Source organism: Actinomadura sp. 6K520, assembly GCF_004349245.1.
Classification (GTDB): Bacteria; Actinomycetota; Actinomycetes; order Streptosporangiales; family Streptosporangiaceae; genus Spirillospora.
Genome location: NZ_SMLC01000168.1, coordinates 1 through 14,946, shown reverse-complemented (window position 1 = coordinate 14,946; position 14,946 = coordinate 1). Strand labels below are relative to the sequence as shown.

Annotated in this window: 16 protein-coding genes; 6 read left to right on the top strand and 10 right to left on the bottom strand. The window is 72.7% G+C overall.

The window, feature by feature from the left end; genetic code table 11:
* Positions 1 to 364: 364 nt before the first annotated feature.
* Complete coding sequence (locus E1289_RS30500) at positions 365 to 1,231, top strand: endonuclease/exonuclease/phosphatase family protein (RefSeq protein ID WP_131986374.1); 867 nt, start codon at positions 365 to 367, stop codon at positions 1,229 to 1,231.
* A gap of 12 nt (positions 1,232 to 1,243) precedes the next feature.
* Here the strand turns inward: E1289_RS30500 and E1289_RS30495 are convergent, their stop codons facing one another.
* The 3 genes from E1289_RS30495 to E1289_RS30485 form a co-directional block, all read right to left on the bottom strand.
* Positions 1,244 to 2,095, bottom strand: a complete 852-nt coding sequence (locus E1289_RS30495) for a cytochrome c biogenesis CcdA family protein (protein WP_131986372.1) — start codon at positions 2,093 to 2,095, stop codon at positions 1,244 to 1,246.
* Positions 2,095 to 2,670 carry a redoxin domain-containing protein gene (locus E1289_RS30490; protein ID WP_131986370.1) on the bottom strand — a complete coding sequence of 192 codons (576 nt, stop codon included), beginning with the start codon at positions 2,668 to 2,670 and terminating at the stop codon, positions 2,095 to 2,097. The genes E1289_RS30495 and E1289_RS30490 overlap by 1 nt, the downstream gene beginning before the upstream one ends.
* A 77-nt stretch (positions 2,671 to 2,747) precedes the next feature.
* Positions 2,748 to 3,287: a hypothetical protein gene (locus E1289_RS30485; protein WP_131986368.1), complete on the bottom strand. Its 540-nt coding sequence runs from the start codon at positions 3,285 to 3,287 to the stop codon at positions 2,748 to 2,750.
* 168 nt (positions 3,288 to 3,455) lie between these two features.
* Here E1289_RS30485 and E1289_RS30480 point away from each other — a divergent pair, with 168 nt between their 5' ends.
* Positions 3,456 to 3,794, top strand: coding sequence for a YciI family protein (locus E1289_RS30480; RefSeq protein ID WP_131986366.1), 339 nt, complete (start codon positions 3,456 to 3,458; stop codon positions 3,792 to 3,794).
* A gap of 38 nt (positions 3,795 to 3,832) precedes the next feature.
* Complete coding sequence (locus tag E1289_RS30475) at positions 3,833 to 4,954, top strand: sigma-70 family RNA polymerase sigma factor (protein ID WP_131986364.1); 1,122 nt, start codon at positions 3,833 to 3,835, stop codon at positions 4,952 to 4,954.
* A 12-nt stretch (positions 4,955 to 4,966) separates the two neighbouring features.
* On the opposite strand, the gene E1289_RS30470 is transcribed toward E1289_RS30475, so the two are convergent.
* The 5 genes from E1289_RS30470 to E1289_RS30450 all read right to left on the bottom strand — a co-directional run bounded on the left by E1289_RS30470 (position 4,967) and on the right by E1289_RS30450 (position 9,429).
* Positions 4,967 to 5,851, bottom strand: a complete 885-nt coding sequence (locus E1289_RS30470) for an alpha/beta hydrolase (protein ID WP_243713252.1) — start codon at positions 5,849 to 5,851, stop codon at positions 4,967 to 4,969.
* A gap of 105 nt (positions 5,852 to 5,956) precedes the next feature.
* Complete coding sequence (locus E1289_RS30465; RefSeq protein WP_131986360.1) at positions 5,957 to 6,877, bottom strand: ABC transporter substrate-binding protein; 921 nt, start codon at positions 6,875 to 6,877, stop codon at positions 5,957 to 5,959.
* 23 nt (positions 6,878 to 6,900) lie between these two features.
* Positions 6,901 to 7,587 (bottom strand): ABC transporter permease, encoded by a 687-nt coding sequence (locus E1289_RS30460; RefSeq protein WP_131986358.1) that lies wholly within the window; start codon positions 7,585 to 7,587, stop codon positions 6,901 to 6,903.
* 55 nt (positions 7,588 to 7,642) lie between these two features.
* The gene (locus tag E1289_RS30455) at positions 7,643 to 8,293 is read right to left on the bottom strand and encodes an ABC transporter permease (protein WP_131986356.1); all 651 of its coding nucleotides are present in this window, start codon (positions 8,291 to 8,293) and stop codon (positions 7,643 to 7,645) included.
* Positions 8,293 to 9,429, bottom strand: a complete 1,137-nt coding sequence (locus E1289_RS30450) for an ATP-binding cassette domain-containing protein (RefSeq protein ID WP_131986354.1) — start codon at positions 9,427 to 9,429, stop codon at positions 8,293 to 8,295. The genes E1289_RS30455 and E1289_RS30450 overlap by 1 nt, the downstream gene beginning before the upstream one ends.
* A gap of 156 nt (positions 9,430 to 9,585) precedes the next feature.
* Between E1289_RS30450 and E1289_RS30445 the strand changes: the two genes are divergently transcribed.
* A complete protein-coding gene (locus E1289_RS30445; protein ID WP_131986352.1) occupies positions 9,586 to 11,049 on the top strand; it encodes an aromatic amino acid ammonia-lyase in 1,464 nt (487 codons plus the stop codon).
* Between the two features lie 3 nt (positions 11,050 to 11,052).
* Here E1289_RS30445 and E1289_RS30440 read toward each other — a convergent pair whose 3' ends face one another.
* Positions 11,053 to 12,060, bottom strand: a complete 1,008-nt coding sequence (locus E1289_RS30440) for a LacI family DNA-binding transcriptional regulator (protein ID WP_131986350.1) — start codon at positions 12,058 to 12,060, stop codon at positions 11,053 to 11,055.
* Positions 12,061 to 12,195: 135 nt separating this feature from the next.
* Here E1289_RS30440 and E1289_RS30435 point away from each other — a divergent pair, with 135 nt between their 5' ends.
* Positions 12,196 to 12,735: a cysteine dioxygenase family protein gene (locus tag E1289_RS30435; protein WP_131986348.1), complete on the top strand. Its 540-nt coding sequence runs from the start codon at positions 12,196 to 12,198 to the stop codon at positions 12,733 to 12,735.
* Positions 12,736 to 12,802: 67 nt separating this feature from the next.
* Here E1289_RS30435 and E1289_RS30430 read toward each other — a convergent pair whose 3' ends face one another.
* Positions 12,803 to 13,942 (bottom strand): acyltransferase, encoded by a 1,140-nt coding sequence (locus E1289_RS30430; protein ID WP_165970670.1) that lies wholly within the window; start codon positions 13,940 to 13,942, stop codon positions 12,803 to 12,805.
* Positions 13,943 to 14,143: 201 nt separating this feature from the next.
* Here E1289_RS30430 and E1289_RS30425 point away from each other — a divergent pair, with 201 nt between their 5' ends.
* On the top strand, positions 14,144 to 14,905 hold the full coding sequence (locus tag E1289_RS30425) for an SGNH/GDSL hydrolase family protein (protein ID WP_131986344.1): 762 nt from the start codon (positions 14,144 to 14,146) through the stop codon (positions 14,903 to 14,905).
* Positions 14,906 to 14,946: the final 41 nt, after the last annotated feature.

Sequence of the window (14,946 nt, the reverse complement as noted above, 5' to 3'; positions counted from 1 at the left end):
CCAACCGGCTCGTCGGCATCCTGCACGGCTGCCTCAAAACCGGAACGCTCTACGACGAGACGACCGCCTGGTCGCATCACCCTCAAAGCGCCGCGGCTTGACATTCAAACCTCCTGGGATGTCTTTCTCGCTGAGGTGGAGCATCGGCCGCTCCATCCACTGACATGGCGAGTCAAGCATCGGCCCGCTTCGGGTTTACTTCTTTGCGGCTTCATGACTGTTCACCGGCCCGCAGCGCCGGAACGGGAAGCACGGTCGATGGCGGCAGGGTGGGGATTGCTGTGGGTGGTCTTGATCGATTCGGTTCGGGCGGGGATGTTCAGAGGGTGTGGGGTGTCGGTCCCGGTTCCGCGGCGGGAGTGTGATGGACAGGCGTCGGTGGTTCTGGGCGCTGGTCGCCGCCGGGGCGCTGGTGCTCGTCTCGGGGTTCGTGGTCGCCGAACCGGCGCGGGGCGACGCGACTGTGCGGGTGATGACCTACAACGTGCGGGGGGTCAACGATCCGCCGCCACGGGACTGGCGCACCCGGCGGAAGCTGGTCGGGCGTCTCCTCGGCCGTCATGATCCCGACCTGCTGGGCGTCCAGGAGGGGCGGTGGCATCAGATTCGCGACCTCGCCGAGATGCTGCCGGACCACCGCTGGATCGGGCTCGGCACCCAGGGCGGCACCAAGGACCAGATCCTTGCGATCTTCTACGCCAAGCGGTTCGAGGTCCTGGACTTCGACCACTTCTGGCTGTCCGACACCCCCGACGCCATCGGTTCCGCGAGCTGGGGGAACCGGTACGTGCGGATGGTGACCTGGGCCAAGTTCCGCGATCGGCGCACCGGCGCGGTCCTGTACCAGGTGAACACGCATCTGGACAACGGGTCGGCGGAGTCGCGGATGAAGAGCGCCGAGCTGATCCTCCGCCGCGTCCGCGGGTTCCAGGCGGGGGTCCCGGTGGTGATGACCGGTGACTTCAACGCCGCCGCCGGGGCCTCGCCCGTGTACACGACCCTCACCGGGGCCGGCGCGTTCCAGGACACGTGGACGACGGCCCAGAAGCGCAGCACCCAGTACGGCACGCTCGCGCGGTGGCATCCCCCGAGGCGGAACGGCAGGCGGCTCGACTGGATCCTGGCGCGCGGGCGGGTGCGGACGTCGTGGGCCGAGATCGACCCGTACCGCGTCGGCGGGCTGTACGCCTCCGACCACTTCCCCGTCGTCGCGCATCTTCGGATCGGCTGAGTCACGGGCCGGTCACCGTTGCGCGGCGTCCTTCTCGGGTGCCGCCCGGTGGCGCCGCAGACGGTGCGCCGCCAGGGTCGCGGCCACGAGGGCGGTGAAGGCGGCGGCGATCCACCAGACGCCGAGCTGGTCCAGCCAGGTCGTGAGCGCGCCCTGGACCTCGGTGGCGGTGTCCACGACCGTGGAGTCGGCCGAGGCGCCCGCATTGAGGCGGGTCTCGTACCAGCCGTAGTAGGTGACGTAGAGCCCGGCCGGGAGGAGGAGGGCGCCGCTGACGCGGGAGACGTGCGGCAGTATCCGGCGGGTGCGCGCCACGGCCGCCTCGCGTGCCAGCGCCACCAGCATCGACAGGAGCCCCACGACCAGGCCCATGCCGATGCCGTACGCGGCGAACGCCGCCAGTCCGGCCGCGATGCCCGTGCCGCCGGACACCAGCCCGGTCACGGCCAGGAACGGCGCGATCGTGCACGACAGGGAGGCGACGGCGTACGAGACGCCGTATCCGTACAGTCCCGCCAGTGAACCCGTCAGGCCGCCCGCCTGGATGCGGGGCAGGCGGACCAGCAGTTCCCGCCCGGTCACCAGCCAGCCGCCGAGCACGACCAGGGCCAGGCCGATGACGATGGTGAACCAGGGCAGGTACTCCTGGACCGAGGTCGTCAGAACGGAGATGAGCAGGCCGAACGCGCCGAAGACCGTGACGAACCCCGCGGTCATTGCGGCCGAGAGCCGCAGCGCCCGCCAGACACCGCCCGCTCCCGGCGTCGCGACCAGCAGCGTCAGGTAGGAGGGCAGCAGCGCGAAACCGCACGGGTTGAACGCCGCGACCAGCCCGGCGGCCAGGGCGAGCGAGATCTGCTCCATCAGCCGAGCAGGTCGTCGACGTGGCGGGTCAGCTCGTTCTCGTCCAGCGGTCCGGAGTCCTTGCTCGTCTTGCCGTCGGGCGCCATGAACAGGAACGAGGACTGGGAGGTCACCTTGAAGTGGGAGTACAGCCTGCCGGTCCGGTCGTCCAGGTGGGTGAGGTTCCCGGTGCCGGTCCGGGAGACGAAGCCCCGCAGTCGGTTCTTGTCTTTCTCCAGGCCCCCGATGCCGACGAAGGAGACCTCGTCGCCGTACTTCTCGGCCGCCTTGGCCACGTCGGGGCCCTCGGACTGGCACTTGGGGCACCAGGGCGCCCAGAACCAGAACACGGCCGGCTTGCCCGCCAGGGTCGCACCGTCGAACGGCTTGCCGGCCAGCGTCTCGCCCTTGAACCGCAGCACCTCGGGGACGTCCTGACTCGGCGCACCGGAACTCGACGCACCGGAACTCTGCGCGCCGGGGCTCGTGGGCGCCTCGCTCGTCGGTTCGACGGTGCTCGTCGCATCGCCGCCACCACCACCGCATCCGGCCACGAGCAGCGCGGCACCGACCATCGTCACGATCGCCTTCTTCATGTCCGTCACGCTAACGGCCGGAGCCGCCGCTGTTCCTTACGAAGCGATGACGTCCGCCCCGGCGGGGCACGGGCGGGTCAGACGACGCCGCTGAGCGGATCGGAGGCGAGTTCCCACAGCCTCCGGGCCACGGGATGCCGGAGGTCCGGGTCGATGGCCCGGGCCAGTGCCGCGAGCTGGTCGGGAGGCAGGAGCGCGCCGCCGCGGGACGGGTCCCGCAACCAGATCCGGGCCGGCGCGGTCCCGGGTACCCGTACCACCAGGCGGGGCAGGAGGCCGCCGCGCCAGTTCGTCCAGACCGGCTCGGCGGTCTCCGCGCCGACCTCGGCGGCCGCGAGATCGTACGTCCTGCGTCCGAAGAGCAGACGCCGGACGAGGACCCTGCCGTCGAGCCAGTACGCGTTGCGGTACTGCAGGACCAGCGTCAGCACGACCAGTACGTCGATCATCAGCAGCGGGAGCAGGAAGCAGACGCCCACGCCCGGCAGCTCGGACGAGGTGAGGAACATCCAGCCGAGTGCGCCGAGCAGCAGGTTCACCAGGGCGACCACGGGGACCAGGCATCCGAGCCAGACGGCCCACATCGACCCGGGCATGCCGACGTCCAGCCGGATCATTCGTCCTCCCTCGCCGGGCCGCCGCGGCCACGCCATGATCGTAGGAGGCGGCGCGTCGCCGACCGGCTCCGCCCCCGGGCGTGCCACGGCTAATGTCAGGGATGTGTCCCATGCGCAGGTGCTCGTTCGTCGTGCTGACGAGAGCCCACTGCCCTGGAGGTTGTTGCGATGCGGTACGCCCTGCTGGTCTACGCCCGGCCCGACCACGGCGCGGCGCTGTCGGACGCGGAGTGGGATGCCGCGCACGCCGAGTTCCTGGCGCTGGCCGACGACGAGCGGTGCGTCGGCTCCGCGCGGCTGGCGTCCGCCGAGCCGGCGACCAGCGTGCGCGTGGCCGGTGGCAGGACGCTGCTGACCGACGGCCCGTTCGCGGACACCAAGGAGGTGCTCGGCGGCATCTACCTGATCGAGGCGGCCGACCTGGACGAGGCGATCGACATGGCGGCGCGCGTCCCCGCCGTCCGGCTCGGCGGCGCGGTCGAGGTCAGGCCGGTGGTGCGGCGCTGACCGGGCTGGCGGAGGTCTTCCGGGACGAGTGGGGCCGGGTGCTGGCCTCGCTGGTCGGGTTCCTCGGTGACTTCGACAGGGCCGAGGACGCCGCGCAGGAGGCGTTCGCCATCGCGGCGCGGACCTGGCCCGCGTCCGGCGTGCCGGACAATCCGGGGGCGTGGCTGGTGACGACGGCCCGCAACCGGGCCGTCGACCGGATCCGCCGGGAGCGCGTCCTGTCCCGGAAGCTGCACCTGCTGCCGGCGCCCGAGACCGCCATGGACGGGTTCGACGACACCGCGATCAGGGACGAGCAACTGGAACTGATCTTCACCTGCTGCCATCCGGCGCTGCCGCTGGAGGGCCAGGTGGCGCTCACGCTGCGCGCCCTCGGCGGCCTGGAGACCGCCGAGATCGCCCGCGCCTTCCTCGTGTCCGAGGAGACCATGAAGCGGCGGCTGACCCGCGCCAAGACCAAGATCAAGGCGACCGGGATCCCGTTCGCGGTCCCCGGCGCGCACCGGCTGCCCGAACGCCTGGACGCCGTCCTCGCCGTCATCTACCTGATCTACAACGAGGGCTACACCGGCCGGATCGACCTCGGCGCCGAGGCCATCCGGCTGGGCCGGGTGCTCGCGTCGCTCATGCCGGACGAGCCGGAGGCGCACGGGCTGCTCGCGCTCATGATGATCCACCACGCCCGGCGCCGGGCCCGGTTCTCCGGCGAGGACCTCGTGCTCCTCGACGACCAGGACCGGTCGCTGTGGGACGCCGGCCAGATCTCCGCCGGGCGGGCGGTGCTCGACCGGGCGCTCACGCTGGGCGGCCGCGGCCCCTACGTCGTGCAGGCCGTGATCGCCTCACTGCAGACGCGGGAGCGGATCGACTGGGCGCGGGTCGCCGGGATGTACGGGCGGCTGGTCAAGCTCACTGGCTCCCCGGTGGTCGAGCTCAACCGCGCGGTGGCGGCCGCCCAGGCCGGGGACCCCGCCGGGGCGCTGCGTGCGGTCGACCGCCTCGACCTGGACGGCTACCTCTACTTCCACTCGACGCGCGGTGAGCTGCTGCGGCGGCTCGGCCGGAACGACGAGGCCCGCGCGGCGTACCGGCGGGCGCTGGAACTGGCGGGCTCGACCCCCGAGCGGCGGTTCCTGACGCGGCGGCTCGAACAGCTCTGACGCCCTCCGCGCCTAGTGATCGCCGCCGTGGGGCCATGCCCGGTGCGCCAGAGCGGTGCGGAGAATGCTGGTGGGGTGTTTCCACAGCACGGCGCCGCCGACCGCGGGGACCGTGTGGAGGCGGGCGCCGGGGATGCGCGCCGCGAGGGTCCTGCCGTTGTCGGGTGAATGGCCCGTGTCCTCCTCGCCGTACCAGAGGTCGACCGGGACGCCGATCTCGCCGAGGTCGAACGGCCAGCGGCCCATCGCCAGGACGGTGTCGCGGGCGTAGCCGTCCGGGCCCTGCGCGAACGCTTCCTCCAGGGCCCGGCGGTAGCCCGCCGTGAAGTACGGGTCCCGGTAGACGCGGAGGTCGGAGGGCGGGCTCGCGTCCATGACCATGCTCCACAGCGCGTCGGGGCCGAGCCCGCGGAGGAACCGCTCGGCACCGGCGGGATCGGAGGCGACACGGTCGACCAGGCCGCGCAGCTCGCCCGGGAGTGCGGACGCGAACTCCGGTGCGGCCACCTCGTCGGCCCCGGAGACGATCGCCACCGCCGAGCCGAGCCCCTCGGCGGCGCAGGAGAGCGCGAACGGGGCGCCCTGCGAGTTGCCGACCAGGACGGGGCCCGCCAGGCCGCGCCGGGCGGCGAGGGCGCGCATGTCCGCGGCGAAGCCGGCGAACGTCCTGCCGGGCGACGGCGTCGACGCGCCGAGGCCCGGCCGGTCGGCGGAGACGAGGCGCACCCCGAGGGGGCCGACCGCCTCCGGGCCGAAGCCGAGCCGGCGGCTGGTCGCCGCCCCCGGGCACAGCAGCACCGGGACGCCGTCCTCCGGACCCCATTCCGCCCAGCCGAGCAGCCGTCCGTCGGGCAGTTCGATCTCGCCCAGCCGCTCGGGCGCCCGCACATACGCCATGACCCCCATCATGGGCACCGGCGAGGCCGAGCCGCACGGTGTTTTTCCTGGGTGTACACGGCGGAGCCCGCCGTCAGCGGGGACGGCGGGCTCCGGTGCGGCGGGTCAGCTGAGGCCGGACTTCTTCAGCCAGTCCTCGGCGACCTTCTCCTGGTCGTCCTTGTCGATGACGATGCGCTTCATCATGTCGAGGAGGTCCTGGGTGGTGAGCTTGGCGGAGATGGCGTTGAGCGCCGCCCGCGCCGTCTCGTCCACCGACTCCTTGTGGACCAGGGGCGTGACGTTCTGCGCGCTGAAGACGTTCTCCGGGTCTTCGAGGACGACCAGCTTGTTCTGCTGGATGGTCGGGTCGGTGGTGAACAGGTCGGCGGCCTGGATCTTGTTCTCGGTGAGGAGCTTCACCAGCGTGGACTGGGCGCCGGCGTCGAACGACCGGAACTCCTTGAACTCGATGCCGTACGCCTCCTTGAGGCCCTTGAGGCCCTGCTGGCGGGTCTCGAACTCCGACGGCCCGGCGATGACGAGCTCGTTCGCGACGCCCTTGAGGTCCGCGATGGACTTGAGGTCGTGCTTGGCGGCCGTCTGCGGGTTGACGGTGACGGAGTCCTTGTCCTCGGCCTCGGCGGAGTCGAGGATCTCGACCGACTGGGGCAGCTTGGCCTTCAGCTCGGCGTTGATCTCCTCGGTGGTGGCGGCCTTGCTGTTCTCGTCGACGGACGTGGTCAGCAGCGCGCCGTTGTACTCGGGCATGACGCTGATGCCGCCCTTGACGACCTGGTCGTAGTAGACCTCGCGGGCGCCGATGTTGAACTTGCGGGTGACCTTGATGTCCTTGGCCTCCAGGGCCTGGGCGTAGATCTCGGCGAGCAGGTTGCTCTCGGGGAAGTTGGCGCCGCCGACGGTGACGGTGCCGCTCGCTCCGCCGCCCTCCAGGGGGTTGTCGTCGCCGGAGTCACCGCCGCCGCAGGCCGACAGGGTCAGCGCGGCGACGAGGCCGACGACCGTGCCACGGATCAGTTTCTTCATTGCGTTTTCCTCTGTGTCGATGGTCAGGAGGAACTGGCGGGCCCGAGCAGGCCCGGCGAGACGACGAGGCGGCGCAGGCCCGCGAAGACCAGCTGGACGATCAGCGCGAGCAGCACCACCAGCACGGTGCCCCCGACGACGAGCTGGTAGTCGTTGCGGGCCAGCCCGTCGATGATGTAGCGGCCGAGGCCGCCGAAACCGGGGTACGCGGCGATGGTCGCGGTGGCGACGACCTGGATCGCGGACGTGCGCAGCCCCAGCAGGATCAGCGGCAGCGCCATCGGCAGCTCCGCCCGCCACAGCACGCCCCAGCCGGACATGCCCATGCCGCGGGCGGCGTCCTTGGCGTCGGCGTCGACGCCGCGGACGCCCTCGTAGGTGTTCACCAGGATCGGCGGGACGGCCAGCGCGACCAGCGCCGCCAGCACCGGCGTGATGCTGTAGTCGATCAGGACGATGAACAGCACCAGGCCGAAGGTGGGGATCGCCCGCGCGACGTTGGCGACGCTGACCGCGAGGAAGCCGCCGCGGCCGGTGTGGCCGACGAGCAGGCCGAGGGCGAGGCCGATCACGGCGGCGGCGAACAGCGCCACCCCCGAGTAGTAGAGGTGCTGGAGCGTCCGGTGCGGGATGCCGTCGTCGCCCTCCCACTGGGAGGACGCGGTCAGCCACGTCCAGAACAGGTCGATCTGGTTCCACAGATCGTTCATGGCGCCTCCCCGTGGGGGGACGACCCCCCACACCCCCCGCGCTCGCTTCGCTCGTTCATGAGACCTTCCCCCGCGCCCGTGCCCACGGCGTGAGCAGCCGCTGGACGGTGACCAGGATCGCGTCGGTGACGAGGGCCAGCAGCACGATCAGGACGGTGGCGGCGACGATCTGGGTCGGGAACGACAGCTGGTAGCCGCGGATGATGTCGTAGCCCAGCCCGCCCTGGCCGATCAGCTGCCCGACCGCGACGAGGCTGATGGACGAGACGGCCGCGACGCGCGTCCCGGCGATGACGATGGGCACGGCGATCGGCAGCTCGACCCGCAGCAGGCGGCGCAGCGGACCGAACCCCATGGCGGTGGCGGCCTGCCGGACCGGGTCGGACACCGAGGCGAGCCCGTCCACCACGTTCGGGACGAGCACCGACAGGCTGTAGAGCGTCAGCGGGATCATGACGGTGGACGCGGTGAGCCCGGTGTACTGGATGAAGATCATGAACAGCGCCAGCGACGGGATCGCGTAGAACACGTTCGCGATGGTCAGCGCCGGCGGGTAGAGCCAGCCCCAGCGGCGGCACAGCACCCCGACCGGCAGCGCGATGAGCAGCCCGAACACCACCGGCAGCAGTGCGAGCCGCAGGTGGATGAGGGCGTGCTCGCCGAGCGAGTCGGTGTGGTCGGCGATCCAGCCCCAGTCGATCTCCATCAGCCACCGTCCCCGGTGGCCTCGGCGGGACGCGGCTCCGCGGCGGCGTCGGCGCGGGCGATGGCGGTGCTCAGGTCGTGCTGGTCGGCGACGCCGACGAGGCGGCCCGCGCCGTCCACGCCGACCGCGCGGCCGGACGGCGACAGGATCGCGGCGTCGAGCGCGGCCCGGACGGAGTCGCCCGTGACGTCGAAGGTGTGCCCGATCGGCGCGAGGTCCACGTCGCCGAGGACCCCCGACCCGGGCAGGGCGCCGGTGGCGGCCCAGCCAAGCGGGCGCCGGTCCGCGTCCACGACCAGGACCCATCCGCCGGAGGCGTCGCGGGCCCGCTCGACCTGCGTGTCGGCGGGCAGGACGTCCCGCTCGTGCAGCGGCGCGGACGAGGCGGGGATGAACGACAGCCGCCGGATGCCGCGGTCGTGGCCGATGAACCCCGCGACGAAGTCGTTCGCGGGCCGGGCCAGCAGCGTCTCGGGGCTGTCCACCTGGACGAGCCTGCCGCCGGTCTGGAACACCGCGATGCGGTCGCCGAGCTTGATGGCCTCGTCGACGTCGTGGGTGACGAACACGATCGTCTTGTGCAGCTCTTCCTGGAGGCGGAGGAACTCGTCCTGCAGCTCAGTGCGGACGACGGGGTCGACGGCGCTGAACGGCTCGTCCATCAGCATGATCGGCGGGTCGGCGGCGAGGGCGCGGGCGACGCCGACGCGCTGCTGCTGCCCGCCCGAAAGCTGGAACGGGTAGCGCCGCGCCATGGCGCGTTCGAGCCCCACCCGCTCCATCAGCTCGTGCGCCCGCGCCCGCGCCTTCTTCTTGTTCCAGCGCAGCAGGTACGGGACGGTCGCGATGTTGTCCTCGATGGTGCGGTGCGGGAACAGCCCGGCGTGCTGGATGACGTAGCCGATGCCGCGCCGCAGCTCGGCGGGCTTGTGCTCGCGGACGTCCTGCCCGTCGATGAGGACGCGGCCGGACGTGGGCTCCACCATCCGGTTGACGGTGCGCAGCGCGGTGGTCTTGCCGCCGCCGGACGTGCCGACGAACACGGTGATGCGGCCGGTGGGGCAGTCGAGGCTGACGTCGTCCAGGGCGACGGTCCCGCCCGGGTAGCGCTTGGTCACGCCCTCAAAGGTGATCAAGGTTCACGTCCTCGCCGGGCGCCCGCGACGCCGTGCTCGATTCGTCCTTCTCCCCGACCGTGACCGGGGGGTACGGTCAGTGAAGTGTCGCAGCTCGTCCGCAACATCGAATTCGGAGCCTACCTACCTGTAAAACGGGGAAAGTAGCCTCGCGGCGTGGAGAACAGCCGAATCGTTATCGATGGGACATCCCTCACTTGTGCCCGCGTGGTGCGCGCCGCCCGCGAGGACGTGACGGTCGTCACGGCCCCGGACGGCGTCGCACGCGCCCGGCGGGCCTGGCGGGTGGCCGGCGAGGTCGCCGCGTCCCAGCCGGTGTACGGCAGGACGACCGGCGTCGGCGCGAACCGCGTGGTGGACGTGGAGTGGGAGGACTCCGACGCGCACGGCCTGCGGCTGCTGCGCAGCCACGCGGCGGGCGCGGGGCCCCTCCTCGCGCCGGAGATCGTCCGGGCGATGCTGACGATCCGGCTGAACCAGATCGCGGCGGGCGGCTCGGGCGTCGAGCCGGGGGTGCTGCAGGCCCTCGCGGACGCGCTCAACCTGGGCCTCCTTCCACCGGTGCCGGTGTACGGGGCGATCGGGACGGGCGACCTGACCGCGCTGGCCTCGACCGCGCTGTGCCTGCTCGGCGAGCGGGCCTGGCTCCCCGACCCGGACGGGACGGTGCGCCGCGGCCCCGGCTACCGGCTGCGCTCGGCGGACGCGCTGGCGTTCATCAGCTCCAACGCGGCCACGCTCGGGGAGGCGGCGCTCGCGGTGGCCGACCTGCGGGAGCTGCTCCGCGCGTCCACGGTCGCCGCGGCGCTGTCGCACTTCGCCGTCCGCGGGTCGGAGGAGCCGTACGCGCAGGCGGTGCACGACGCGTGCCCGCATCCGGGGCAGGGCGAGGCGGCGGCGGCGATGCGGGCGCTGCTCGCCTTCGACCGGCCCGCGCCGATGCGCATCCAGGACCCGTACGGGTACCGGGCGTTCCCGCAGGTGCACGGCCCCGCGCTGGAAACCGCGGGCTACGCCGAGGAGGTCGTGACCCGCGAGATCAACGCGGCGGCCGAGAACCCGCTCGTGGACGTCGAGGGCCGGACGGTCTGGCACGGCGGCAACTTCCACACCGCCTACGTCGGGCTCGCGCTGGACTCGGCCCGCGCCGCGCTGTTCCAGACGATGGCGCTGGCCGCCGCCCGGCTCGGGACGCTCGCCGAGCCGTCGTTCACCGGCCTCTACCCGTTCCAGGGTGCGACGGAGGCGTCCTCGGGGATCATGATCCTGGAGTACGTGGCGCACTCGTGCCTCGCCGACGTCCGCCGCCTGGCGACCCCGGCCGCGCTCGGCAGCGCGGTGCTGTCGCGCGGCGTCGAGGAGCACGCGGGCTTCTCCACCCAGTCGGCCCGCGCGACCACCGACGCCGTCGCCGCGTACCGGCTCGGGCTCGGCTGCGAGCTGGTCGCCGCCGTGCGGGCGCTGCGGATGCAGGGGCGCGCGCCGTCCGGCGGGCCGCTGCGGTCGGCGTTCGACATGGCCGGCGCCGTGCTCGATCCGCGCGTCGAGGACCGGCCGCTGGACGCCGACATCGCCGCCGCCGCGGATCTGCTGCCCGGACTGGCCCGGTTGCATCCCTGACCCCTACTCCGGCCGCCCGCCCGTCGACGCGCGGACGCGCAGGGACGGCTCGCGGACGACCCGCCGCTTGCGCGGCTTGCCGTCGATGACGTCGACGGCGAGCCGGACGGCGGAGCGGACGATGCCGTCGATGTCCCAGTCGACGGTGGTGAGCGGCGGGGTGAGCAGCGCCGACATCGGGTGGTTGTCGTAGCCGCAGACGGCGACGTCGCCGGGGACGGCGAGGCCCAGCTCGCGGGTGGCGGCGTACACGCCGTAGGCGATGGAGTCGGCGAAGCAGAACACCGCCGAGGGACGCGCCGGGCCGGCGAGGACGCGCGTGGCCACCTCGGTGGCGGCGGCGAGCGACTGCCGCACGACGACCACGTCGACCGCCAGGCCGAGGCGCTCGGCCTCGGCGTTGACGTGCACGTCGGCGGGCCGGTCGGGGGTGCTGGCGCGGGTCGAGGTGAACACGGTGAGGCGCTCGTGCCCGAGGTCGCGCAGGTGCTCCAGCGCGAGCGTGACGCCCCGCCGGTTGTCGAACACGACCTCGCCCTGCGCCTGCCCGCCGTGCAGCGCGTCGCCGATGGACACCACCGGGATCGTGGCGGCCAGCTCCGACCACAGCGCGGCGGACGGGTCGAGCGGCTGGACGATCAGGCCGTCCACCCGCTGGTCGCGCAGCCGGCGGGCGAGCGCCAGCTCCCGCTCGGGGTCGCCGCCGGCGTCCACGATCAGGGCGTAGCGGTCGCGGGCCAGCAGCGCCCGGCCGATGCCGACCGCGAGCGACTGCTGCCAGTAGTCCTCCAGGGAGCCGCACAGCAGGCCGACCTGGCCGGTACGGCCGCTGGCCAGCGCGCGTGCGATCGGGTGCGCCTCGTAGCCGAGCTCGTCGGCCGCCGCCCGGACCCGCTCCTGCGTCTCCTCCGAGGTCTGGATGCCGCGCAGCGCGTACGAGACGGCGGCGGGCGACAACCCCGTCGCCCGCGCCACCTCGCGGATGGTCGCGCGCTTGCGCTTCTCCGGCATCCCCCCAACCCTAGAGCCCGGCACCGACAACGCGCCGGACCGGCTTGACGGCGGCACTGCTGAACCGGTTCACTGAATCGGTTAACTGATGCGGTTCAGTAGCCGTGTCCAGGTCGTTCGGAAAGGAGCGCGAACGTGTCGTCCGAGGTTCTGTCCCGTCCCGCCGGCTTCGCGGACCTGCCCGGCCGTCCCCTGGACGGGCGGGAGCTGCGCGAGCTGGTCGACCGCCTGGCGGACCGGCCGGAGCTGTGGCGGGAGCACGTGGCGTTCCCGGACGGTGCCCGCCACTACGCCCCGCTCCACCGGGACGAGCACGTGGACGTCTGGCTGCTCTGCTGGACGCCGGGGAACGACACCGGATGGCACGACCACGACGTCTCGTCCGGGGCGGTACGCGTCGTCACCGGGGCCGTGGAGGAGAACAACCCCCGCATCGGCGGCGAACCCCTCCGCACCGTCGTCACCGAGGGCGGGTCGTTCTGCTTCGGCCCCGACCACATCCACCGGATCACCGGCGTGGCGGACGCCAGCGTCACGATCCACGCGTACTCGCCGCCGCTGTCGCGACTCGGCCAGTACACGGTCGACGAGTCGGGCGTGATGCGCCGCCGCACCGTCGACTACACCGAGGAGCTTCGCCCGCCGGCCGAGGAGCAGGACCGGGCCGCGCCCTGAGGCCGGGCCCGGCGGGCCCGGCCATCGGAGAACGGGCCCGCCGGAGGCGGCGCTCGGCCGAGCCCGCTCACATCGGCCGAGCGCCTACGCTTCTCACAGCGCGCGCCGCCACCGAAGTGTCACACTCGCTCCCGCCGTCGCGAGGAACCGGCACGGACGCTTCCGCCGGCGGCCTCATCGCCTCCAGGGAGGCGCGCAGGCGGGGGCGCATCCAGGCCGCGAGCGGACGTTCGACCAGGCGGTGCACGGCGTAGGCGGCCACGACCGAGGCGGCGACGACCACGGCGAGGGCGGTCCACCGGTCGAGCGCCGGATACAGGGCGTCCAGCAGCGGGAGCGCGAGCTGCGAGTGGACGAGGTAGAGCGGGTAGGTCAGCGCCCCGAGGGTGGTGAGCCCGCGCCACCGGACCCGGCCGAGCCGGCCCGTCGCGACGAGGATCATCACCGCGAAGATCCCGGTGATGAGGGCGCTGACCACGACCTCGTCGGCCCCGCGGAACACCGTCTCCGCGCGCCAGGCGCCCCAGCGCAGGGCCATCAGGTACGTCACCGCGACGAATCCCCAGAGCAGCAGCGTCGGGCCGAAACGGTGGATCATGTAGAGCGCCATGCCCGCGATGAAGTACGGGCTCCAGGTCGGCACCAGCAGCACCTGGAGCAGCCGGTGGTCGGCCTGGTCGGCGAAGAGGCCGCCGAACATCCACAGCGCCATGAAGGCGAGGCAGGAACGGTACGTGATCCCGATGGCCGCGAGGACCGCGACCAGCACGTAGAAGTGGAGCTCGACCCAGAGCGTCCAGTAGACCGAGTCCACGTTCCGCACCCCGAGCCCGCCCTGCAGCATGGTCAGGTTCGGCACCACCAGGCCGGGCACGCCGTGCCCCAGCCGGAACAGCGCGTACACGAACAGGCCCAGCAGGACGCTCACCCAGTACGCCGGCATCAGGCGCACCACCCGGGAGATCCCGAACTCCCCCGGTCCCCGTCCCCACGCGCTCATCAGGATCACGAAGCCGCTGATGACGAAGAAGAGGTCGACGCCGAGGTACCCGAACCGGGTCAGCGCGGAGATCTCGGGGAAGATCTCGCGCGACGGTTCGGGCCACGCGCCGGCCCCGCCGAAGCCGGTGAAGTGGAAGAGCACCACCGCCAGCGCGGCCAGAAAGCGCAGCAGGTCGATTTCACTGAGCCGTTCCCGTCCGGTCACCGCGGAACCCTCTCGATGACGGGTGGCCACCTCGGTACCGGGACGTGAACGGCCGGTGGAACCGAGACCTCGATCTCTCGAAGCCGGGCCGCCATGGGACCGCCGCACCGGTGCGGACACGGCCTCGGCGGGCGCTCCGGATCAGTAGGATACGGATGCACTTCCGAGTCCCGGTGACTCCGGACGAATGGGTGGTCCTCGATGACATCTCGCCGCGCCCGACGCGGCGCGGCGACGTTCGTGCTGTGCCTGAGCCTGGTGGCGGTGGCGGCCGCGACCGGCTGCTCGCCGGTCGGCGGTCCGGTGCACCGCTCGGCGGCGGCGGACGGCCCCGGACAGGGCGGCGGGCGGGCCGCCGGGCCCTCGGTGGTGATGTTCCTCGGGGACAGCTACACGGTCGGGGACGGGCGCGTCCAGCCGGAGTTCACCTACGCGTCCGCGACGGCGCGGCTGCTCGGCTGGCAGGTCGTCGTCGGCGGGCGGGCCGGCACCGGGTTCGTCGTGAAGCGCCGGGACGCGTTCCTCGGGCTGTTCGAGAGCCAGCTCGGCTGGCGTCCCGCGCCCGACATGCTCATCGTGTCCGGCGGCCACAACGACTTCCGCGTCCCCGCACCGCAGGTCGCCGCCGCCGCGCACGTGCTGCTCGAACGCGCCGGGCAGCGCTGGCCAGGCACGCACATCGTGCTGATGGGGCCGCTCTGGGGGACGGGGACGCCGCCGCAGGGGGCGATCGCCGTCCGGGACGCGCTGCGGAACCTCGCCGGGCAGCTCGGCGTCCCGTTCGTCGACCCGATCGGTGAGCAGTGGATCACCGGCGACACGCTGACCGGCGTCGGCAACGCGCCGCAGTACATCAAACGGGACCGCACCCACCCGAACGAGTCGGGCCACCGGTACGTGGCGACCCGCCTCGCCGGGGACCTGCGGCGGCTCGGCCTCGCGCAGCCGTCCCGCAGGAAGTGACCGGCCGTCCCGCGGGGAACCGGGGGTGCGGCTGTCTCTTA